Annotated in this window: 25 protein-coding genes, 3 pseudogenes and 1 riboswitch; of the genes and pseudogenes, 25 read left to right on the top strand and 3 right to left on the bottom strand. The window is 38.1% G+C overall.

The features are described 5' to 3' along the window. Positions 1-167 precede the first annotated feature (167 nt). From blpM to HT708_RS11810, 24 genes and pseudogenes are all read left to right on the top strand, one after another. Positions 168-422, top strand: a complete 255-nt coding sequence (blpM, locus tag HT708_RS05460) for a two-peptide bacteriocin subunit BlpM (RefSeq protein ID WP_172926086.1) — start codon at positions 168-170, stop codon at positions 420-422. A gap of 15 nt (positions 423-437) precedes the next feature. Beyond that, positions 438-641, top strand: a complete 204-nt coding sequence (blpN, locus tag HT708_RS05455; RefSeq protein WP_172926085.1) for a two-peptide bacteriocin subunit BlpN — start codon at positions 438-440, stop codon at positions 639-641. 243 nt (positions 642-884) lie between these two features. Further along, complete coding sequence (gene blpO / locus HT708_RS05450) at positions 885-1,067, top strand: bacteriocin-like peptide BlpO (protein ID WP_172926084.1); 183 nt, start codon at positions 885-887, stop codon at positions 1,065-1,067. A gap of 69 nt (positions 1,068-1,136) precedes the next feature. Then, complete coding sequence (locus HT708_RS05445) at positions 1,137-1,541, top strand: immunity protein (protein ID WP_172926083.1); 405 nt, start codon at positions 1,137-1,139, stop codon at positions 1,539-1,541. Positions 1,542-1,732: 191 nt separating this feature from the next. After that, positions 1,733-1,963, top strand: a complete 231-nt coding sequence (locus HT708_RS05440; protein WP_001093251.1) for a bacteriocin class II family protein — start codon at positions 1,733-1,735, stop codon at positions 1,961-1,963. A gap of 2 nt (positions 1,964-1,965) precedes the next feature. Continuing rightward, entirely contained in the window at positions 1,966-2,085 is a 120-nt protein-coding gene (locus tag HT708_RS05435) for a PncF family bacteriocin immunity protein (RefSeq protein WP_007284953.1), read from the top strand. A gap of 298 nt (positions 2,086-2,383) precedes the next feature. After that, on the top strand, positions 2,384-2,614 hold the full coding sequence (locus HT708_RS05430) for a Blp family class II bacteriocin (protein ID WP_033679712.1): 231 nt from the start codon (positions 2,384-2,386) through the stop codon (positions 2,612-2,614). A gap of 235 nt (positions 2,615-2,849) precedes the next feature. After that, positions 2,850-3,035 (top strand): hypothetical protein, encoded by a 186-nt coding sequence (locus tag HT708_RS05425; RefSeq protein ID WP_078156111.1) that lies wholly within the window; start codon positions 2,850-2,852, stop codon positions 3,033-3,035. Positions 3,036-3,200: 165 nt separating this feature from the next. Beyond that, on the top strand, positions 3,201-4,238 hold the full coding sequence (locus HT708_RS05420) for a thioredoxin domain-containing protein (RefSeq protein WP_172926082.1): 1,038 nt from the start codon (positions 3,201-3,203) through the stop codon (positions 4,236-4,238). 251 nt (positions 4,239-4,489) lie between these two features. After that, positions 4,490-4,723, top strand: coding sequence for a ComC/BlpC family leader-containing pheromone/bacteriocin (locus HT708_RS12330; RefSeq protein WP_050222911.1), 234 nt, complete (start codon positions 4,490-4,492; stop codon positions 4,721-4,723). Between the two features lie 31 nt (positions 4,724-4,754). Next, positions 4,755-5,444, top strand: coding sequence for a CPBP family intramembrane glutamic endopeptidase (locus tag HT708_RS05410; RefSeq protein WP_172926081.1), 690 nt, complete (start codon positions 4,755-4,757; stop codon positions 5,442-5,444). A 42-nt stretch (positions 5,445-5,486) separates the two neighbouring features. Then, positions 5,487-5,735 (top strand): immunity protein BlpZ, encoded by a 249-nt coding sequence (gene blpZ / locus HT708_RS05405; protein WP_000278083.1) that lies wholly within the window; start codon positions 5,487-5,489, stop codon positions 5,733-5,735. Between the two features lie 29 nt (positions 5,736-5,764). Beyond that, positions 5,765-6,376, top strand: coding sequence for a type II CAAX endopeptidase family protein (locus HT708_RS05400; RefSeq protein WP_172926080.1), 612 nt, complete (start codon positions 5,765-5,767; stop codon positions 6,374-6,376). A 160-nt stretch (positions 6,377-6,536) separates the two neighbouring features. After that, the gene (locus HT708_RS05395) at positions 6,537-7,331 is read left to right on the top strand and encodes a phosphotransferase family protein (RefSeq protein WP_000363006.1); all 795 of its coding nucleotides are present in this window, start codon (positions 6,537-6,539) and stop codon (positions 7,329-7,331) included. Next, positions 7,328-7,963, top strand: a complete 636-nt coding sequence (gene trmB / locus HT708_RS05390) for a tRNA (guanosine(46)-N7)-methyltransferase TrmB (protein WP_001266096.1) — start codon at positions 7,328-7,330, stop codon at positions 7,961-7,963. The genes HT708_RS05395 and trmB overlap by 4 nt, the downstream gene beginning before the upstream one ends. Positions 7,964-8,088: 125 nt before the next feature. After that, positions 8,089-8,568 carry a ribosome maturation factor RimP gene (gene rimP, locus HT708_RS05385; RefSeq protein WP_007284956.1) on the top strand — a complete coding sequence of 160 codons (480 nt, stop codon included), beginning with the start codon at positions 8,089-8,091 and terminating at the stop codon, positions 8,566-8,568. Between the two features lie 43 nt (positions 8,569-8,611). Next, positions 8,612-9,748 carry a transcription termination factor NusA gene (gene nusA / locus HT708_RS05380; RefSeq protein ID WP_000032274.1) on the top strand — a complete coding sequence of 379 codons (1,137 nt, stop codon included), beginning with the start codon at positions 8,612-8,614 and terminating at the stop codon, positions 9,746-9,748. A 21-nt stretch (positions 9,749-9,769) separates the two neighbouring features. Further along, positions 9,770-10,063 (top strand): YlxR family protein, encoded by a 294-nt coding sequence (locus tag HT708_RS05375; RefSeq protein ID WP_000857562.1) that lies wholly within the window; start codon positions 9,770-9,772, stop codon positions 10,061-10,063. After that, complete coding sequence (locus HT708_RS05370; protein WP_001041390.1) at positions 10,056-10,355, top strand: YlxQ-related RNA-binding protein; 300 nt, start codon at positions 10,056-10,058, stop codon at positions 10,353-10,355. The genes HT708_RS05375 and HT708_RS05370 overlap by 8 nt, the downstream gene beginning before the upstream one ends. A gap of 16 nt (positions 10,356-10,371) precedes the next feature. Beyond that, entirely contained in the window at positions 10,372-13,173 is a 2,802-nt protein-coding gene (gene infB / locus HT708_RS05365) for a translation initiation factor IF-2 (protein WP_138707128.1), read from the top strand. A gap of 165 nt (positions 13,174-13,338) precedes the next feature. Then, positions 13,339-13,689 (top strand): 30S ribosome-binding factor RbfA, encoded by a 351-nt coding sequence (gene rbfA / locus HT708_RS05360; protein ID WP_001273597.1) that lies wholly within the window; start codon positions 13,339-13,341, stop codon positions 13,687-13,689. Between the two features lie 256 nt (positions 13,690-13,945). Then, positions 13,946-14,284, top strand: a pseudogene (locus tag HT708_RS11815) (hypothetical protein); the annotation flags it as partial. 139 nt (positions 14,285-14,423) lie between these two features. Beyond that, a pseudogene (locus tag HT708_RS05350) lies at positions 14,424-15,186 on the top strand (DpnI domain-containing protein). After that, a pseudogene (locus HT708_RS11810) lies at positions 15,182-15,562 on the top strand (DpnD/PcfM family protein); the annotation flags it as partial. The pseudogenes HT708_RS05350 and HT708_RS11810, both read left to right, overlap by 5 nt. Positions 15,563-15,625: 63 nt before the next feature. Here the strand turns inward: HT708_RS11810 and dcm are convergent. Beyond that, positions 15,626-16,891, bottom strand: coding sequence for a DNA (cytosine-5-)-methyltransferase (gene dcm, locus HT708_RS05335; protein ID WP_023940819.1), 1,266 nt, complete (start codon positions 16,889-16,891; stop codon positions 15,626-15,628). A gap of 116 nt (positions 16,892-17,007) precedes the next feature. Here dcm and HT708_RS05330 point away from each other — a divergent pair, with 116 nt between their 5' ends. Further along, a complete protein-coding gene (locus HT708_RS05330; RefSeq protein WP_172926079.1) occupies positions 17,008-18,498 on the top strand; it encodes a Sau3AI family type II restriction endonuclease in 1,491 nt (496 codons plus the stop codon). A 55-nt stretch (positions 18,499-18,553) separates the two neighbouring features. On the opposite strand, the gene HT708_RS05325 is transcribed toward HT708_RS05330, so the two are convergent. Then, complete coding sequence (locus HT708_RS05325) at positions 18,554-19,816, bottom strand: nucleobase:cation symporter-2 family protein (RefSeq protein WP_172926078.1); 1,263 nt, start codon at positions 19,814-19,816, stop codon at positions 18,554-18,556. Continuing rightward, positions 19,816-20,397, bottom strand: a complete 582-nt coding sequence (locus HT708_RS05320) for a xanthine phosphoribosyltransferase (RefSeq protein WP_172926077.1) — start codon at positions 20,395-20,397, stop codon at positions 19,816-19,818. Before HT708_RS05320 ends, HT708_RS05325 begins: the two co-directional genes overlap by 1 nt. A 123-nt stretch (positions 20,398-20,520) precedes the next feature. Beyond that, a riboswitch (purine riboswitch) is annotated at positions 20,521-20,616 on the bottom strand. Positions 20,617-20,853: the final 237 nt, after the last annotated feature.

Here is a 20,853-nt window from a genome sequence, read left to right as displayed (position 1 = left end):
ATTATCTTTTTAAAAAAATTTAGAGGTAGTTTTAAATAAAAAAGCTAATTTAAGACGTTTCGATGACAATTCAAGATTTGGATGAAAAATTTTAAAAAACAATGATATACTAAACTTGTCAAAGTTGCAACAAGACAAAAATTAAAAATAAAAAAGGAGTATTTGTCATGGATACAAAAATTATGGAACAATTTCATGAAATGGATATAGCTATGTTATCTAGTATTGAAGGAGGCAAGAATAATTGGCAAACTAATGTCTTCGAAGGTGGTAGTGCTGCTTTTGGTGGCTGGGGGTTAGGGACAGCTATTTGTGCTGCGAGTGGTGTTGGAGCACCATTTATGGGAGCATGTGGATACATAGGAGCTAAATTTGGTGTGGCTCTTTGGGCAGGAGTAACAGGGGCAACGGGTGGATTTTAACAAAAGGAGATTTGTATGAATACTTATTGTAACATAAATGAAACAATGCTGAGTGAGGTTTACGGAGGTAATTCCGGAGGAGCAGCTGTAGTTGCTGCTTTAGGTTGTGCAGCGGGTGGAGTGAAATATGGGAAAATTCTAGGACTATGGGGCGCTGCAATAGGAGGAATTGGAGGAGCAGTGGTTTGTGGATATTTAGCCTATACCGCTACATCATAAAAATGAAAGCTATATTTTATGAAGGCTATATTCTTTATTGTTCTCTTCGCTTTTCAAACCTACCTTGTTTATCTATCTATAAGTATCTCTGATAAAAAACAAAAGACTATTGAATTAACATCATTGAATTGTTTTGTCATATTATTTCTAATCTATGATAAATTAATTTTTCTCTTTATTGCCTATGTTTTTTTGATAATTTTTATATTAAACTTGTTCCGTAACTGAAAAGTGACATACTATATGAATACAAAAATGATGTCACAATTTTCTGTTATGGATAATGAAATGCTTGCTTGCGTTGAAGGTGGAGATATTGATTGGGGAAGAAAAATTAGTTGTGCAGCAGGGGTTGCATATGGCGCAATTGATGGGTGTGCAACAACGGTTCGACATTTCTATTGGGACTATTCGCTATATGAATAGGTGAAATTGGTGCTGTACTAAGTGGGATTGGTGGTGCACTCACCTGTTAGCATAGGAAAGGAGATAGTAATGAAAAAAATATTTGCAACAAAACGCAATGTATTCTTAGTGAGGTTGTTGTTTGGTCAGATACCTTTGGTAGTTTCTACTTATCTATTTCTATCTAGTCAGTTTTTAAATTTTTCCTTAGTTTTCCAATTTCTTTTAGTGGTTATTAACTTGGCTTCTATTTTGGTCACTGTTTATCTCACTAGGGAAATGAGGATAAGAGAGTTTGAAGATGATGATTTGGTTAGTCCTAGAACCAATCAACTCATGTTCATCGGCTTGACAGGTTTCATGTCAATTATTTGTTTGTATAGAGGTATCACAGCAGGAGAATTCTACCAACAACTAATCGCTTATATTGGTGCTATTCTATGCTTGATTATTATGCTTTTGCTCATTTGGGGCTTGAAGTATTATAAAAAGTAGAGCTTAATGAAGTATAAAAGAAAAGGGTAAGTGTTTTCGCAATACTTACCCTTTTATAATGAAGTTTTTGCAATTCAAGATGTTTTGATGACAATTCAAGATTTGGATGAAAAATTTTAAAAAACAATGATATACTAAACTTGTCAAAGTTGTAACAGGACAAAAATTAAAAATAAAAAGGAGTATTTGTCATGAATACAAAAATGATGGAACAATTTGAGATTATGGATACTGATATGCTTACTTGCGTTGAAGGTGGCGGATGCAATTGGGGAGATTTTGCCAAAGCAGGTGTTGGAGGAGGAGTAGCACGAGGTCTTCGGCTAGGAATTAAAACAAGAACATGGCAAGGTGCAGCAGCTGGTGCTGCAGGAGGAGCTATACTTGGAGGTGTAGCTTATGCAGCCACATGTTGGTGGTAATTATGGATTTTAAAAGTTTTATTATTGGTTTAGTAGTTGGTATGTTAGGCCCCTATATGGATGATTTAATTAGAAAAATATTTTCAAAATCTCCCAAAAAGAATAAGGATAGTACTTTCTAAAGAATCAATTTCTCCCCTGTATTTGCTAGATTAATTTACAGGGGAGTTTCTTTAATATTATTTCGTCTGTCAAAGTGATATGGGATAGCAGGGTGAAAAGTTTACCAACAAGTCGGTATCAAGACAATATAAAGAGGAAAGTATGTTTTTCATGCTTGCTTTTTTTAATTTTTTTACAATTCAAGATGTTTCGATGACAATTCAAGATTTGGATGAAAAACTTTAACAAATAGTGCTATACTGAAATTGTCAAAGTTGCAACAGGACAAAAATTAAAAATAAAAAAGGAGTATTTGTCATGAATACAAAAATGATGGAACAATTTGAGATTATGGATACTGATGTGCTTGCTTGTATTGAAGGTGGCGGTTGGATAAAATGTGGACTCGGTGTAGTTGGAGGTGCATTGACTGGAGGAGTTGCTGGTGGTGCTGTGGGCACTGTAACGCTACCTATCATTGGTACTGTATCTGGAGCGGCTGCTGGTTTTTGGGGTGGAGGTGCAACGGGTGCTGCTACCTTCTGTTAAAAATCGCTCTTCGTTGATAAGATGGACTGACTTGGAATGGAGTGAATAATTATGGATAAGAAAAAAATAGTTTCGACTATAGTATTGTTAGTATTTCTTATAGTGTCAGTGGCTAATTTTTTTAGAGACTTAAACCCATTACTGTTCATTTTAAATATTATTGGCCTGTCTTGCTTTTCAGTGCTAACATACATTAACATAAAAGAAATGCTCTTAAATATACGTAAATGATGATTTGGTTAGTCCTAGAACCAATCAACTCATGTTCGTCGGCTTGACAGGTTTTATGTCTATTATTTGTTTGTATAGAAGTATCACAGCAGGAAAATTCTACCAACAAATAATCGCCTATATTGGTGATATTCTCTGCTTGATTGTCATGTTTTTACTCATTTGGGGCTTGAAGTATTATAAAAAGTAGAGCTTAATGAAGTATAAAAGAAAAGGGTAAGTGTTTTCGCAATACTTACCCTTTTATAATGAAGTTTTTGCAATTCAAGATGTTTCGATGACCATTTAAGATTTAGATGAATTTGTAATCTTAAATAAGGTAAGATAAAGATAACAAATGTAAAGGAGTATTCTTATGAAGAAACAAAATATAAAATCGCTATTACTTGTACCACTTGTATTTGCATCTATTACTACGGGTGTTGTATATGCAGAAGAACATCCTACTACTTCATCTATCCAGGCGAATGATAGTTCTGTTGTGGCACCAGATTTGCCATCGGCTAAGGAAAAGGTGGAGCATAAACCTTCTGTTGTAACTCCAGAAGAATATGAGAAGAATGTTACGGACTTTAAAAAGATAGATATTGAAGCTGTTCGTCAATCTTTTACAGAGGATCAATTGGAACATACTATTTATTTTGGTAGAAAAACTTGCTCTCATTGTCGTCAATTTTCTCCTGAATTGAAAGAATTTAATAACTTGATTGAAAAGAAGTTAGAGTATTATGATTTGGATGGTAAGGATTTTGATGAGGAAGCGAGAGAGTTTCTATTTAAAAAAGTCGGTATTCCAGGAACACCAACAATTTTGTATTTAAGAAATGGACATCCGACATCTGGATGGGTTGGTGGCGGAGCAACTGCACAACAGGTGTATGATTATATGTACTCGAGAAACTCACCTAAGCAAACGGAGACAGTGAAATCTTCTGAGGAAACAGTAACTGAAAGTGTCCGTGATGAGAATACTAGAAGTGACAGCATGAATATTAGTGATAAAGTTGTAAGTGACAGCAAAGGTATGAGTGATGAAAAAAGAACTGAAATGAAAATATCCAATGTTAATCCCAATTCTAATAGTGAAAATAGTGGGAAAGTGAAGAGTACAAACTCAACTTCTGAAGCTAAAACTACTCAATCTGACAATTTAGCAATGTTAGACAATAAGAATCAATTGGAAACTCCTAAACCTATTTTTGATGTTGCTCAAGAAAATAAAACTCCTTCAACTGATGTTAAGGGGACTGATTATGTAAGCAAATCTATTACTTCGAATGAAAAATTATTACCGAAAACAGGAGAGGAAGAAAGTTACCAACTGCTTCGGCTGGCTGTCGCGTTTTTTATGACTTCTGTAATGATTAAAGTGAAACAAAAAATTCATAAATAAAAATAGATGGTAAACAGGTGCAATGATACTATTTGTTTGTAATAATATATGGCTAACATTTGCCTATAGACAAGAGTGAAAGGGCAAGTATGTTTTTAATGCTTGCTTTTTAAATTTTTTAACAATTCAAGACGTTTCGATGACAATTCAAGATTTGGATGAAAAAAATTAATAAACGATGATATACTAAACTTGTCAAAGTTGCAACAAGACAAAAATTAAAATTAAAAATAAAAAAGGAGGTATTCCTCATGGAAACAAAAACAACGACTCAATTTGCAGTTATGGATAATGAAATGCTTGCTCGTATAGAGGGTGGGGATGTATCTGATATTTATAGAGGGTACGCTAATCAGGTAAGTCCATTCGGTTCTTACCCTCCTATATTAAAAAATTCAGGTCCTTTTCCAGTAAGTGGTTACTGCCCGCGCGGTTATCATGACCGTGGTTATATAGGAGCGGGTTTTCATTTATGTGGAATATAGGCTGAAATACAAGAAATGAGGAAGAATTTCTATGAAAAAGTATCAACTTCTATTCAAAATAAGTGCAGTCTTCTCTTACTTATTTTTCGTATTTGGTCTTTCTCAGCTGACGCTTATCGTCCAAAATTATTGGCAATTTTCTTCCCAGATTGGCAATTTCGTCTGGATTCAAAATATCTTGAGTTTACTATTTAGCGGAGTCATGATTTGGATTCTGGTTAAGACAGGTCATGGTTATCTCTTTCACATTCCAAGAAAAAAATGGCTTTGGTATTCGATTTTGACAGTATTAGTGCTAGTGCTCCAGATCTCTTTTAACGTTCAGATAGCTAAACATGTTCAGTCAACTGCTGAAGGTTGGGCCGTATTGATCGGTTATAGTGGGACCAACTTTGCTGAGCTAGGTATCTATGTAACCCTGTTTTTCCTGACTCCACTAATGGAAGAGTTGATTTATAGAGGATTACTGCAACACGCCTTTTTTAAGTATTCGAGATTTGGCCTTGATTTGCTTCTTCCGTCAATTTTATTTGCTCTTCCTCATTTTTCAAACTTACCTAGTCTGTTAGATATTTTCGTCTTTGCGACATTTGGCATCATCTTTGCCGGTTTGACCCGCTATACCAAGAGTATTTATCCATCCTATGCGGTGCATGTGATCAATAATATTGTAGCGACCTTCCCGTTTTTGCTGACTTTTCTACATAGGGTCTTGGGGTAAAAAAAGCAAAAGGCTTGCTTTTCAGCCATAGAGGAGGTTATCATGTATAAACGCTTATTTTTCCTAGATTCCAAAACCTTAGACTGGTTGACACCCTATATTCTAGTCTTGGCTTCTGACACCATTGCCTTTAATGTTTTTGTGCTAACCTTTGTATCTGCGGTGGTCTTTAATTTCCTAAACCCCATGCTATCTTTAATGGCTATCTTTTTAGGGGGTGGTTATGTGGTCGGATTTTGGTTACTCAAATGGTTTGTTTTGGAAAGGCTAGAACTAAAGAATAACGCGTAGGAAGTCTGTTTGGTGAGGAGGATAATTTTATGGAGTTTTTTGATAAATTTCATGCCTTGTGCTTTGGATTTTTAGTACTAATAATCGTCATTACAGTTCCTTATACGATTAACCATGGGGACTTTTTTCAAAATGAATTTGCATTGATTCTTGTAAGTCTTCTAGTAACCTCGCTGAGCGTTGCTTATGCTAGAAAGTTTGATATAATTTCTTTTGGGATGTTAAGCAAGAAAGACCTTTTGCTTTTCATTGCAATCTTTCTTCTAAGTGTACTTGAGACGCTGGTTTATATTCATTTCTTCGCTATTTCTTCTGGCGCAGGAGTTCAACACTTGGCGGAAGTCAGCAGAGGAATTTCTCTGTCTTTGATTTTGACTTCCTCAGTTTTTGGCCCCATCCAGGAGGAACTCATTTTCAGAGGACTTCTTCAAGGTGCGGTTTTTGACAATTCTTGGTTAGGGCTTGTGCTAACTTCCTCTCTCTTTTCTTTTATGCATGGTCCTTCTAATGTCCCTTCGTTTATTTTTTATCTACTTGGGGGCTTGTTACTGGGATTTGCTTATAAAAAGAGCCAAAACCTATGGGTTTCTACTCTAGTTCACATGTTTTACAATGCTTGGCCACTCTTATATTATTTATAAAAATCATGAAAGGTAAGCAGAAGACGGTGCTTGCCTTTTTCTTTCTATAATGATACCCAAGCCAATCCAGAGGCTTTTCTTTGAGAATCGGGTGTGGAGCGGTTGACGAATAGGCCAAAAACTAGTAGAATAGTAAGGAAACTTTATACGGAGGAAAGAAATGGATTTGGGTGATAATGAGCTAACACTGACTCCCATACCTGGGAAAAGTGGCAAGGCTTATATGGGTAGCTATCCTGATGGGAAGCGCATCTTTGTAAAAATGAACACCTCTCCAATCCTACCTGGTCTAGCTAGAGAACAAATTGCTCCACAATTATTATGGAGTCGCCGTTTGGCAGATGGGCGTGATATGTGTGCTCAAGAATGGTTGACAGGCAAGATATTGACCCCCTATGATATGAATCGTAAACAAATCGTCAATATTTTAACCCGCCTTCATCGCTCACGTCCTTTGATGACACAGTTGAGTCGTTTGGGCTATGCCATGGAAACACCTGTAGATTTACTACAGTCTTGGCAGGAAACGGCTCCAGATGCTTTGCGTAAAAATCATTTTATCAGTGAAGTGATGGCTGATTTACGTCAGACTATTCCAGGATTTAGAGAGGACTATGCGACCATTGTCCATGGAGATGTACGACATAGTAATTGGATTGAGACAGATAGTGGCTTGATTTATTTGGTAGATTGGGATTCGGTTCGCTTGACCGACCGCATGTTTGATGTGGCCCATATGCTCTGCCATTATATTCCAGAACATCAGTGGAAGGAATGGTTGACCTACTACGGTTACAAGTATAATCAAACGGTATTAAGTAAATTGTATTGGTACGGTCAATTGTCTTATTTGAGCCAGATTTCCAAGTATTATATGAACCAAGATTTAGAAAATGTTAATCGGGAGATTCATGGCTTGCGTCACTTCCGAGACAAGTATGGAAAGAGAAGATGAGAGTTAGAAATCGTAAAGGGGCGACAGAATTACTAGAGGCAAATCCCCAGTATGTGGTCCTCAATCCCTTGGAAGCCAAGGGGAAATGGCGGGACTTGTTTGGCAATGACAATCCCATTCATGTGGAAGTTGGAAGTGGGAAGGGTGCCTTTGTTTCAGGTATGGCAAAGCAGAACCCTGACATCAACTATATCGGGATTGATATTCAAAAGTCTGTTTTAAGCTATGCTTTAGACAAGGTTCTTGAAGTTGGAGTGCCTAACATCAAGCTCTTGTGGGTAGATGGTTCTGACTTGACTGACTACTTTGAAGACGGTGAGATTGATCGCTTGTATCTGAACTTTTCAGATCCATGGCCGAAAAAACGCCATGAAAAGCGTCGTTTGACCTACAAGACCTTCTTGGATACCTTCAAACGTATCTTGCCTGAAAATGGAGAAATTCATTTCAAGACGGATAACCGTGGCTTGTTTGAGTACAGTTTAGTGAGCTTTTCTCAGTATGGCATGAAGCTCAATGGTGTCTGGCTAGACTTACATGCCAGTGATTTTGAAGGCAATGTCATGACAGAATACGAGCAAAAATTCTCCAATAAGGGGCAAGTTATCTACCGAGTTGAGGTAGAATTTTAAGAAATAGCCTGAAATCAGGCTGTATAAGTGCTTTTGCTTTACATAAGTTAGCAAATGTGATATACTAAGAGTAAGAATATGAAAAGTGAGGCGGGGAAATATCTTCGCCTCTTGCTTATGAGGAGGTGGACGCAATCGCAACAATCGTAGAATTAGTCAGAGAAGTTGTAGAACCTGTCATAGAAGCTCCTTTCGAGCTCGTGGATATCGAGTATGGAAAGATTGGCAGTGACATGATTCTCAGTATTTTTGTAGATAAACCTGAAGGAATTACCTTGAACGACACGGCAGACTTGACAGAAATGATCAGTCCTGTCCTAGATACCATCAAGCCAGATCCCTTCCCAGAACAATATTTCCTAGAAATCACCAGTCCAGGTTTGGAACGTCCTTTAAAAACCAAGGATGCCGTTGCTGGAGCAGTTGGGGAATACATCCATGTCGGGCTCTACCAAGCCATCGATAAGCAAAAGGTCTTTGAAGGAACCTTGTTGGCCTTCGAAGAGGACGAGTTGACTATGGAATATATGGACAAGACGCGTAAGAAAACCGTCCAAATTCCATACAGTTTAGTATCAAAAGCACGTTTAGCAGTTAAATTATAGAAAAAGAAAGGATAGCTTTTGAGGATTCAAAAGTGAAGAAAACATGAGTAAAGAAATGCTAGAGGCCTTCCGCATTTTGGAAGAAGACAAGGGAATCAAAAAAGAAGACATCATCGACGCAGTAGTAGAGTCGCTTCGTTCCGCTTATCGCAGACGCTATGGTCAGTCAGACAGCGTAGCTATTGACTTCAACGAAAAAACAGGTGACTTTACAGTTTATACTGTCCGTGAAGTTGTTGATGAAGTATTTGATAGCCGTTTGGAGATCAGCTTGAAAGATGCTCTTGCCATTAATTCAGCTTATGAACTTGGAGACAAAATCAAGTTTGAAGAAGCACCAGCTGAGTTTGGTCGTGTAGCAGCCCAATCTGCCAAACAAACCATCATGGAAAAAATGCGCAAGCAAACACGTGCCATCACTTACAATACTTACAAAGAACATGAGCAAGAAATCATGTCTGGTACAGTAGAACGCTTTGACAACCGCTTTATCTATGTCAACCTTGGTAGCATCGAAGCCCAATTGTCAAAACAAGACCAAATTCCTGGAGAAGTTTTTGCTTCTCATGATCGTATCGAAGTTTATGTTTACAAGGTTGAAGACAACCCTCGTGGTGTGAACGTCTTTGTTAGCCGTAGCCATCCAGAAATGATCAAACGTTTGATGGAGCAAGAAATTCCAGAAGTTTATGATGGAACTGTTGAAATCATGAGCGTGGCTCGTGAAGCAGGTGACCGTACGAAGGTTGCTGTTCGTAGCCACAATCCAAACGTGGATGCTATCGGTACAATCGTTGGACGTGGTGGTGCTAATATTAAGAAGATTACTAGCAAATTCCACCCAGCTCGTTACGATGCTAAAAATGACCGCATGGTACCAATCGAAGAAAATATCGATGTTATCGAGTGGGTAGCAGATCCAGCTGAATTTATCTACAATGCCATCGCTCCTGCTGAGGTTGACCAAGTTATCTTTGATGAAAACGACAGCAAACGTGCCTTGGTGGTTGTTCCAGATAACAAGCTTTCTCTTGCCATTGGTCGTCGTGGACAAAACGTGCGCTTGGCGGCTCACTTGACTGGTTACCGTATCGATATCAAGTCTGCTAGCGAATTTGAAGCCATGGAAGAAGCTGGTTCGGTAGATTTGGAAGCAGAAAACGATACTGTAGAAGAATAAAAGCTGCTAGAGGAGGGAAAGATGAAAACAAGAAAAATCCCTTTGCGCAAGTCTGTCGTGTCCAACGAAGTGATTGATAAGCGTGATTTGCTCCGCATTGTCAAGAACAAGGAAGGACAAGTCTTTATTGATCCTACGGGCAAGGCCAATGGCCGCGGCGCTTATATCAAACTAGACAATGCAGAAGCCCTAGAGGCGAAAAAGAAGAAGGTCTTTAACCGCAGCTTTAGCATGGAAGTGGAAGAAAGCTTTTATGACGAGTTGATCGCTTATGTGGATCACAAAGTGAAAAGAAGAGAGTTAGGACTTGAATAAGCAAAAGATAAGTAATCTCTTGGGACTTGCTCAGCGAGCAGGGCGGATTATATCGGGTGAAGAATTGGTGGTCAAGGCCATTCAAGACGGCAAGGCCAAGTTGGTCTTTCTAGCTCATGATGCTGGACCCAATCTGACCAAGAAGATTCAAGATAAAAGTCATTATTATCAAGTGGAAATTGTAACCGTGTTTTCAACACTGGAATTAAGCATAGCAGTCGGGAAATCGAGAAAGGTTTTGGCTGTAACAGATGCTGGATTTACAAAGAAAATGAGGTCTCTTATGGAATAGAAGAGGAGGACATGATTTGTCTAAGAAAAGATTGTACGAAATCGCAAAAGAACTTGGAAAAGAAAGTAAAGAAGTTGTAGCGCGTGCAAAAGAGTTGGGCTTGGATGTGAAAAGCCACTCATCAAGTGTGGAAGAAGCTGTCGCTGCAAAAATTGCTGCCAGCTTTAAGCCTGCAGCTGCTCCGAAAGTAGAAGCAAAACCTGCAGCACCAAAAGTAAGTGCAGAAAAGAAAGCCGAAAAATCTGAGCCAGCTAAACCAGCTGTAGCTAAGGAAGAGGCAAAACCTGCTGAGCCAGTCGCTCCGAAAACAGAAAAAGTAGCAGCTAAACCGCAAAGTCGTAATTTCAAGGCTGAGCGTGAAGCTCGTGCCAAAGAACAGGCAGAACGACGCAAGCAAAATAAGGGCAATAACCGTGACCAACAACAAAACGGAAACCGTCAGAAAAACGACGGTCGCAATGGTGGAAAACAAGGTCAAGGCAACCGCGATAATCGTCGCTTTAATGATCAAGCTAAGAAACAGCAAGGTCAGCAAAATCGAGGAAATGAACGCCGTCAACAAGAGGATAAACGTCCAAATCAAGCGGCTCCACGTGTTGACTTTAAAGCCCGTGCAGCAGCCCTAAAAGCAGAGCAAAATGCTGAATATGCACGTTCAAGTGAGGAACGTTTCAAGCAGTATCAGGCTGCTAAAGAAGCCTTGGCTCAAGCTAACAAACGCAAGGAACCAGAGGAAATCTTTGAAGAAGCGGCTAAGTTAGCTGAACAAGCGCAACAAGCACAGCAAGTTCAAGCAGTGGTTGAAGTCGTCCCTGAGAAAAAAGAACCTGCAGTGGATACACGTCGTAAAAAACAAGCTCGACCAGACAAAAATCGTGACGATTATGATCATGAAGAAGATGGTCCTAGAAAACAACAAAAGAATCGAAGTAGTCAAAATCAAGTGAGAAATCAAAAGAATAGTAACTGGAATAACAACAAAAAGAACAAAAAAGGCAATAACAAGAACAACCGCAATCAGACTCCAAAACCTGTTACAGAGCGTAAATTCCATGAATTGCCAACAGAATTTGAGTATACAGATGGTATGACCGTTGCGGAAATCGCAAAACGTATCAAACGTGAACCAGCTGAAATCGTTAAGAAACTCTTTATGATGGGTGTCATGGCCACACAAAACCAATCCTTGGATGGGGAAACCATCGAACTCCTCATGGTGGATTACGGTATCGAAGCCAAACAAAAGGTTGAAGTGGATAATGCTGACATCGAACGTTTCTTTGTCGAAGATGGTTATCTCAATGAAAATGAATTGGTTGAGCGTCCACCAGTTGTAACTATCATGGGACACGTTGACCACGGTAAAACAACACTCCTAGATACCCTTCGTAATTCTCGTGTTGCGACAGGTGAAGCAGGTGGTATCACTCAGCATATCGGTGCCTACCAAATCGTGGAAAATGGCAAGAAGATTACTTTCCTTGATACACCGGGACACGCGGCCTTTACATCTATGCGTGCGCGTGGTGCTTCTGTTACCGATATTACGATTTTGGTCGTAGCGGCAGATGACGGGGTTATGCCTCAGACTATCGAAGCCATCAACCACTCAAAAGCGGCCAATGTTCCAATCATCGTAGCTATCAACAAGATTGATAAACCAGGTGCTAACCCAGAACGCGTTATCGGTGAATTGGCAGAGCATGGAGTTATGTCAACTGCTTGGGGTGGAGATTCTGAATTTGTTGAAATCTCAGCTAAATTCAACCAAAACATCGAAGAATTGTTGGAAACAGTCCTTCTTGTAGCTGAAATCCAAGAACTCAAGGCAGACCCAACAGTGCGTGCAATCGGTACGGTTATCGAAGCGCGCTTGGATAAAGGAAAAGGTGCGGTCGCAACCCTTCTTGTACAACAAGGTACCTTGAATGTTCAAGACCCAATCGTTGTCGGAAATACCTTCGGTCGTGTCCGTGCTATGACCAACGACCTTGGTCGTCGTGTTAAAGTTGCTGGACCATCAACACCAGTCTCTATCACAGGTTTGAACGAAGCACCGATGGCGGGTGACCACTTTGCCGTTTACGAGGATGAAAAATCTGCGCGTGCAGCAGGTGAAGAGCGTGCCAAACGTGCCCTCATGAAACAACGTCAAGCTACCCAACGTGTTAGCCTTGAAAACCTCTTTGATACCCTTAAAGCTGGGGAACTCAAATCTGTTAATGTTATCATCAAGGCTGATGTACAAGGTTCTGTTGAAGCCCTTTCTGCCTCACTTCAAAAGATTGACGTGGAAGGTGTCAAAGTTACCATCGTTCACTCAGCGGTCGGTGCCATCAACGAATCAGACGTGACCCTTGCCGAAGCTTCAAATGCCTTTATCGTTGGTTTCAACGTACGCCCTACACCACAAGCTCGTCAACAAGCTGAAGCTGACGATGTGGAAATTCGTCTCCACAGCATTATCTATAAGGTTATCGAAGAGATGGAAGAAGCCATGAAAGGGATGCTTGATCCAGAATTCGAAGAAAAAGTTATTGGTGAAGCGGTTATCCGTGAAACCTTCAAGGTGTCTAAAGTGGGAACTATCGGTGGATTTATGGTTATCAACGGTAAGGTTGCCCGTGACTCTAAAGTCCGTGTTATCCGTGATGGTGTCGTTATCTATGATGGTGAACTCGCAAGCTTGAAACACTATAAAGACGACGTTAAGGAAGTTACAAACGGCCGTGAAGGTGGATTGATGATCGACGGCTACAATGATATTAAGATGGATGATGTGATTGAGGCCTATGTCATGGAAGAAATCAAGAGATAATAGAGAAACGATAGCTCATTTGACTCGTCGTCAACAGCGCCTTGATGAACTTCAGTTCTATCTAAGGCTTGTTTCCTAGATTCAAATGGCTCTAGTTCCTCTATCTAATAAAAATAGCTAGGTCTGCTGGCCTAGCTTTTGGTTCAAAGTAGAGAAAGGAATATCATGGCAAATCATTTCCGTACAGATCGTGTGGGCATGGAAATCAAGCGTGAAGTCAATGAGATTTTGCAAAAGAAAGTCCGTGATCCACGTGTCCAAGGTGTGACCATCACAGATGTTCAGATGCTGGGTGACTTGTCTGTTGCCAAGGTTTATTACACCATTTTGAGTAACCTTGCTTCGGATATCCAAAAAGTCCAAATCGGGCTTGAAAAAGCAACTGGTACCATCAAACGTGAACTTGGTCGCAATTTGAAATTGTACAAAATCCCAGATTTGACCTTCGTCAAAGACGAGTCCATCGAGTATGGAAACAAGATTGACGAGATGCTACGCAATCTGGATAAGAACTAAAGAAGAGGGGCAACCCTCTTTTTTGGTGGAGAAAAAGGCAATAAAACATGATGGGGGAATCTTTCTAGACTTATACTCAATGAAAATCAAAGAGCAAACTAGGAAACTAGCCGCAGGCTGTACTGGAGTAGGGCAAGGTGAAGCTGACGTAGTTTGAATTTGATTTTCGAAGAGTATTAAAAATTATTAAAAAGATTTATAAAATTTAGATAGTGTGATATTATGAGATAAAGATACAAGAGAAAGAGGTATTTATATGGCTGAACAAGACTTAGCTATGCAAGTATTGCAACAAGTGGTGAAACTACCTGTTGTTAAGGTTGATCGTTCGAAGTTTTTAGTGGATAAGTTTTCCAAAGAATTAGATTCACAGGACATTCCTACCTTATTAGAACAAGGCCCAACGTCTCTCTTATCTTAAGAAATCTTAGATCGAGTGGCTAATGTCTGTATTAGGGATAATGTTTTATTAGCGAGTGGGACTTCTGTTGTTGCAGGATTACCAGGTGGACTTGCCATGGCAATTACCATACCAGCGAATATAGCTCAATTTTATGCTTTTTCTTTAAAATTAGCTCAAGAACTAGGGTATATTTTATGAGATATGTGAGAAGGAAATATAAAAGAGAATGATGAAATACAAATGTAATAGGTACATATATGTGGTATGCTAGTTATAGTAGATTTTAATTGCTTATATCGAGTGAATTCTCATATTAGTGAGGAATTTTTAAATGGAATTACAATTTAATTTAGAACTAGTAGAAACCTATAAAAGTAATAGTCAGAAGGCACGTATCTTAATGGAGGATTGGGTTTATCGTCAGTCTTATTGCCCTAATTGTGGGAAAAATCCTTTAAATCATTTTGAAAATAATAGACCTGTAGCAGATTTTTACTGTAATCATTGTAGTGAGGAGTTTGAACTAAAGAGCAAAAAAGGAAATTTTTCATCAACAATCAATGATGGTGCTTATGCAACGATGATGGAGCGTGTGCAGGTAGATAATAATTCTAATTTCTTTTTTAACTTATACAAAAAATTTTGAGGTAAATAATTTTCTTGTCCTTCCGAAGCAATTTGTTACACCGAAATCAATTATTCAAAGGAAGCCACTTGCGCCAACTGCTAGACGAGCAGGTTGGATTGGTTGTAACATTGATTTATCACAAGTACTTTCTAAAGGAAGAATATTTTTTGTGAAAAATGGACAAGTTAGAGATCCAGAAAAAGTTACAAAAGAATTTAAGCAAAGTTTATTTTTAAGGAAGAACTCTCTTTCAGTAAGAGGTTGGACAATAGAAATTCTAAATTGTATAGATAAGATAGAGGGTTCAGAATTTACCCTTGAAGATATGTATCGTTTTGAAAGTGACCTAAAAAATATCTTTGTTAAGAACAATCATATCAAAGAAAAGATTAGGCAACAGCTTCAAATATTAAGAGACAAAGAAATAATAGAATTTAAAGGTAGAGGAAAGTATCGGAAATTATGAAAACTTATGTGTAATGGTTTATACTTTATCAGACCCTGATTGTGTGAGGTGGTTGTCTGAAAATATGGAGTTTGGTGATGAGAAACAACTTTTTTTATTGAATAAAAAATATAGCTGGGAATATGGAGATGAATTACCAGAGTGGTTGGAAAGCCCAAAACTATATAGATTATTGCTAATAAGTGAATGATTGGAAAGCAATTTAAAACTGAAAAAGTATACAGTAGAAATTACAGAAACTTTATCACGTTTAGTAAGTATAGAGGCTGAAAATCCAGATGAAGCCGAACGACTTGTAAGAGAAAAGTATAAGAGTTGTGAAATTGTTCTTGATTCAGATGATTTTCAGAACTATGACACTAGCATATATGATTAGATAGATGTTTTTATTTTGTCACACAAAAAAGAGGCTCGCACCTCTTTTTTAGTTTCAGATAAATCAATCAATTTCTTTAATAAACTTAGCAATTTCCTTTACAATCTCAGTAACCAAAGCATTTCCCATAAAAAACATTCTCATTTTATCAGATACCTCTACAATAGAACCATCAGATAATTTCTTTTTAGCTGTCCAATCATCTGGGAAATCCTGAAGTCGTTCAGCTTCAATGGGGGTAATTAATCTATATTTATTGTTTACAAATAATAAATGTGTAGAACGATTAACCGTTCCTTCGGATGTAAGCATTGTTCGTCCAGGAAGGTTTAAATCATCATAAGGTGACATTCCCCCTTCTGAATAGATGTATTGATGTCCGTCAGAGGATGTTCGTTCAATTTTTTTAGGTCCTCTAAGATATTGAAATTTTTCCAATTTTGACTGATCAGTTAAAAAATATTTTTCAGGTACTTCAGACTCATCTTGAAGAATTTCTCCTAGAGTGATAGGATTACCATTGTAATTAGGTTCTGTATCAATAGAATAGTACTTTCCACGTCTCATAATTCCTGTATTCCAAACAGTACCAGTAAAAGTATCTGAAACTTCAACTATATCATTTGGTAACTCATAAAACACATGACGATTTTTAACTGCTATAGGTTTAATAGGAAATTGTTTTGCAAATAGACCTTGATTGAAAATATAGTCATCATACCTATTATCTTCAAAGATTTCTTCATTTTTTTCGTAAAGATTGTCAATTTTTTGGGCAAAGACTGTATCATTTCGATATACGAAAAAGAATACACGACGTCTTCGTTGGCTTCTTCCATACTCAGCAGCATTAATAACTCTCCACTCAACAGAATATCCGAGATTATTAAAAGCTGTGAGCATGATTGCAAAATCACGTCCTCTTTGTTTTGAGGGCGCTTTTAAAAGCCTATCTACATTTTCTAGAATTAAGTATTTGGGTTTAATGATTTCCGTTGCTCTAATGATTTCCCAAAATAAAACTCCTTTTTTTCCTTCAATACCTTTCTCATTTTTTTTACTACGAGCAACAGAGTAATCTTGGCAAGGAAAACCACCGACAATCATATCGGCATCCATTTTGGAAAATTGTTCGTCTGTTATATCAGAGATACTAATATTGATGTTTTTGCTATTGGGGAAGTGATAATCATAGACCTCAAATGCGTCTTGAGATTTACGAGATGGTTCCCATTGGTTTGCCCATTTTGTTTTAAAGAGTTGCTTATCGGCATTTTCTAATCCTATGCGAAACCCGCCAACTCCAGCAAATAGTTCGAGAACTTTCATCTTTTCTCCTTCATTTTTTTACAGTTTAATCCATTATATACTATTTTCAATGATTGATCAAGTATTAATGTTTGCTTTAGTTTAATTTGATATAATATAAAAGATAGGAGAAGAAAATGGATCAAAACTTATTTAACTATAACGATGAAGATATCGATAGTGTTATTGAATATTCTCATAAACTATTAAATAGAAAATTTTCCGATGTTATGGAGGAGTATAATCGTTCGCTTTATAAATCATATGACGATTATAATGATAGAGTAGTCTCTGAGGTACAAGATAAAGCAATTAGTATGAAGTCAAAAGGGCAGTATGGAAATTATATTGAAAAATATTTCTATGGTTATCAGCCAAATAGTGACTCGGAAGCTGACTTTGAAAAAATAGGTGTAGAATTAAAAGTTACTCCTTTTAAGATAAACAAAAATGGGACACTTAGTGCAAAAGAACGACTTGTATTAACAATACTAAACTATATGGAGGAAAATTTAGAGGATTTTTACTCCACTCATTTATGGAAAAAATGTGCAAAGATTTTGTTATTGTTTTACAATGGCTTAATTCCCAATCAAACAATGAAGGACTATGTCATTGAAAAAATATTTTTATATGAATGGTTTGAGGAAGATATGGCAGTCATCCTTGAAGACTATCAGAAGATTACAGATAAAATCAAAAATGGAAAGGCACATGAATTATCAGAATCAGATGGAAACTATTTATCAACTTGTACAAAAGGGGCAGGTAAAGGAAAGGATTTAAGACAGCAACCATTTAGTCATGAATTAGCAAAACAAAGAGCTTGGGAATTAAAATCAAGTTATATGACCTATCTGATAAATCATAAAATCTTTAATCAATCAGATCAAGAAAGTGTTCTGGCTAATTTTAGGGGTGAGAAAAAATCATTTACTGAGGTTATTGCAGAGAAGATTCTTTCCTACAAAGGTTTTTCTGAACAAGAGTTATATGATAGATTTGAAGTGAATCCCAAGGCAAAAGGTAAGAATAGTACTCTGATTAGAAAAATTTTAGGCTTGACAGGGGATTTGGATAAGACCAAAGAATTTCAAAAAGCAAACATGAATTTGAGAGTTATTCGAGTAGATAAGAATAATTTACCTAAGGAAGACTCTCCATTTAAAACTTATTGTTTTAAAGAATTAGCAGAAACAGATAGTTGGGAATCATCACATGTTTATAATGAAATTTATAATAAACGATTCCTCTTCGTTATTTTTAAGGAAATTGAACCTAAGCTATTTGTATTAGATTCTATCAAATTTTGGGGATTTCAGGATAGACAATTAGAAGAAATCGAAAGAGTGTGGCAGGAAACTAGACAAATTATTTCTGACGGAGTTAAACTAACTCAAAATGGTAATAAAGTTTCAACTAATTTCCCTCAAAGTAAGATAAATAGAATTCTATTTACGAAATTACATGCTACCAATGCTTACTATGAAATTGAAAAAGGAAAATTTGTTGGGAAAGGCTCATTATCTGATACAGATGAACTTCCAGATGGACGTAGGATTACAAAACACTCCTTTTGGATGCCTAAGAAGTTTATAAAAGAAATATTAGACGGGAATTGGGATTGATAGTATTTATAATCAATTTGTGATAAACTAAAAAAGAGGCTCGCACCTCTTTTTCTTATTTCTTTTTATGATTTAATACAGCATTGAGGACAATGGCGAGTAGGCTGGCTACGACGATTCCGTTTGAGAAGAACATTTGGAAGGCTGTCGGCATGCTGACAAAGAGATTACTGTTGTTGAGTCCGACACCTGCAGCGATGGATACAGCTGCGATAAGGAAGTTATGTTCATTGTTAGCAAAGTCAACACGGGCGAGGATTTGCATTCCTTGAATGGATACAAAACCAAACATCACCAGCATGGCACCACCGAGGACAGGGCTCGGAATGATTTGGGCAAGGGCGCCAAACTTAGGAAGGAGTCCAAGGAGAACCAGGAAACCAGCTGCGTAGTAGATTGGCAGGCGAGTCTTGATACCTGACAATTTAACCAAACCAACGTTTTGTGAAAATCCGGTGTAAGGGAAGGTGTTAAAGATTCCTCCGAGAAGTACGGCCAAACCTTCTGCGCGGTAACCGTTGCGAAGGCGCGTGCTGTCGATTGGATCCTTTGTGATATCAGACAAGGCCAGATAAACACCAGTTGACTTAACCATAGACACCGTTGCGATGATACACATCATGACAATAGATGAGATTTCAAAGGTTGGCATCCCAAAGTAGAGTGGAGTTGGGACATGGACAAGTGGTGCTGCCGCAACAGGCGAGAAGTCAACCAAGCCCATGGTAGCGGCAATGGCAGTTCCAACAACCAGACCAATCAAAATAGAGATAGACTTGATAAATCCTTTGGTAAAGATGTTAATCAAGAGGATAATCAAAACAGTGATAGCTGCAAGCAAGAGACTTTGACCAGTTGGCTCTGGAACGTTATTTCCCATATTTCCAATAGCGACAGGAATCAAGGTTAAACCAATCGTGGTAATAACAGATCCTGTTACGATAGATGGGAAGAGATTGGCCACTTTTGAGAAGATGCCTGAAACAAGAACAACGTAAATCCCTGATGCGATAAGGGCACCAAACATAGCACCACTACCATGGCTTTGCCCAATCATAATCAAGGGAGCGACCGACTGAAAGGCGACTCCAAGAACGACTGGTAGCCCAATACCAAAGTGTTTGTTGAGTTGGAGTTGGAGGAAGGTTGCCACACCACACATGAAGATATCTGTGGAAATCAGGTAGGTCAACTGCTCCGTTGAATAGCCAAGGGCTGTCGCAATCATGATGGGAACCAGGATGGATCCTGAGTACATGGCTAGTAAGTGCTGCAAGCCAAGAACGGCTGCTTGCGAATGTTTTTCTTGAGTTTGCATTAGAGATCTGCCTCCTTAAATACGACTTGACCATTTTCAAAACGATCCAAACGAGCGAGTGATAGAACAGGGTAACCTGCTTTTTCAAGCAAATCACGGCCATCTTGGAAAGATTTTTCAATTACGATACCGATAGCTTCGACTGTGGCTCCAGCCTGTTCGATGATCTGAATCAAGCCTTTAGCAGCTTGGCCGTTAGCAAGGAAATCGTCGATAATCAATACCTTGTCCTCTGGTGAGAGGAATTTTCCAGCGATAGAAACGGTGCTGGTTACCTGCTTGGTAAAGGAGTAGACTTGGGCAGTTAAGATGCCTTCATTTATAGTGATGTTTTTAGCTTTTTTAGCGAAAATCATGGGAATGTTTAAGGCTTCAGCTGTAAAAAGGGCTGGGGCAATGCCTGACGCTTCAATGGTCACAACCTTAGTAATGCCAGCAGCAGCAAATTTTTCCGCAAAAACCTTACCAATCTCTCGCATCAAGCTAAAGTCAACTTGGTGGGTTAAAAAGGAATCCACCTTGAGGATGTTATCACCCAAGATATGCCCATCCTTGAGGATGCGCTCTTCTAATAATTTCATAAGACCTCCTAAAGTCTAAAAGCCAATCCATTTGCTTGTTTATAGTTTCCAGCAAGAAATAGAAAAAGGATCTACTTAATCCCTAAGTAAGTCCCCAAAATAGGCATGGCAAAAACGGCCATATCTCCAAGTTAACTTACTTATTGTTAGGTGTTCCGGCACCTTGTAGAAACGTCGTGCCAATTCACGACATAAACAAGTAACATGATATTCAATTTCAAATAGGCTTGAGCCAATGTTTTTATTTTACACTAAATAACTTTAGAAATCAACTGTTTTGTTAGTGTTTTGGTTTAAAAAACGAACAAATATAATAAAAATGGGGAAAAATCAACTTATTGGCTAACATTTATACTCAATGAAAATCAAAGAGCAAACTAGGAAGCTAGCCGCAGGCTGTACTTGAGTACGGTAAGGCGACGCTGACGTGGTTTGAATTTGATTTTCGAAGAGTAT

This window comes from Streptococcus sp. 3613 (genome assembly GCF_013277375.1).
Classification (GTDB): Bacteria; Bacillota; Bacilli; order Lactobacillales; family Streptococcaceae; genus Streptococcus; species Streptococcus pseudopneumoniae.
This window is presented reverse-complemented; position numbering and strand designations above follow the sequence as displayed.

Coding starts and splice junctions, on each gene's coding strand:
- blpM (WP_172926086.1), top strand. CDS start 168: ATGGATACAAAAATTATGGAACAATTTCATGAAATGGATATAGCTATG.
- blpN (WP_172926085.1), top strand. CDS start 438: ATGAATACTTATTGTAACATAAATGAAACAATGCTGAGTGAGGTTTAC.
- blpO (WP_172926084.1), top strand. CDS start 885: ATGAATACAAAAATGATGTCACAATTTTCTGTTATGGATAATGAAATG.
- HT708_RS05445 (WP_172926083.1), top strand. CDS start 1,137: ATGAAAAAAATATTTGCAACAAAACGCAATGTATTCTTAGTGAGGTTG.
- HT708_RS05440 (WP_001093251.1), top strand. CDS start 1,733: ATGAATACAAAAATGATGGAACAATTTGAGATTATGGATACTGATATG.
- HT708_RS05435 (WP_007284953.1), top strand. CDS start 1,966: ATGGATTTTAAAAGTTTTATTATTGGTTTAGTAGTTGGTATGTTAGGC.
- HT708_RS05430 (WP_033679712.1), top strand. CDS start 2,384: ATGAATACAAAAATGATGGAACAATTTGAGATTATGGATACTGATGTG.
- HT708_RS05420 (WP_172926082.1), top strand. CDS start 3,201: ATGAAGAAACAAAATATAAAATCGCTATTACTTGTACCACTTGTATTT.
- HT708_RS12330 (WP_050222911.1), top strand. CDS start 4,490: ATGGAAACAAAAACAACGACTCAATTTGCAGTTATGGATAATGAAATG.
- HT708_RS05410 (WP_172926081.1), top strand. CDS start 4,755: ATGAAAAAGTATCAACTTCTATTCAAAATAAGTGCAGTCTTCTCTTAC.
- blpZ (WP_000278083.1), top strand. CDS start 5,487: ATGTATAAACGCTTATTTTTCCTAGATTCCAAAACCTTAGACTGGTTG.
- HT708_RS05400 (WP_172926080.1), top strand. CDS start 5,765: ATGGAGTTTTTTGATAAATTTCATGCCTTGTGCTTTGGATTTTTAGTA.
- HT708_RS05395 (WP_000363006.1), top strand. CDS start 6,537: ATGGATTTGGGTGATAATGAGCTAACACTGACTCCCATACCTGGGAAA.
- trmB (WP_001266096.1), top strand. CDS start 7,328: ATGAGAGTTAGAAATCGTAAAGGGGCGACAGAATTACTAGAGGCAAAT.
- nusA (WP_000032274.1), top strand. CDS start 8,612: ATGAGTAAAGAAATGCTAGAGGCCTTCCGCATTTTGGAAGAAGACAAG.
- HT708_RS05375 (WP_000857562.1), top strand. CDS start 9,770: ATGAAAACAAGAAAAATCCCTTTGCGCAAGTCTGTCGTGTCCAACGAA.
- rbfA (WP_001273597.1), top strand. CDS start 13,339: ATGGCAAATCATTTCCGTACAGATCGTGTGGGCATGGAAATCAAGCGT.
- dcm (WP_023940819.1), bottom strand. CDS start 16,891: ATGAAAGTTCTCGAACTATTTGCTGGAGTTGGCGGGTTTCGCATAGGA.
- HT708_RS05330 (WP_172926079.1), top strand. CDS start 17,008: ATGGATCAAAACTTATTTAACTATAACGATGAAGATATCGATAGTGTT.
- HT708_RS05325 (WP_172926078.1), bottom strand. CDS start 19,816: ATGCAAACTCAAGAAAAACATTCGCAAGCAGCCGTTCTTGGCTTGCAG.
- HT708_RS05320 (WP_172926077.1), bottom strand. CDS start 20,397: ATGAAATTATTAGAAGAGCGCATCCTCAAGGATGGGCATATCTTGGGT.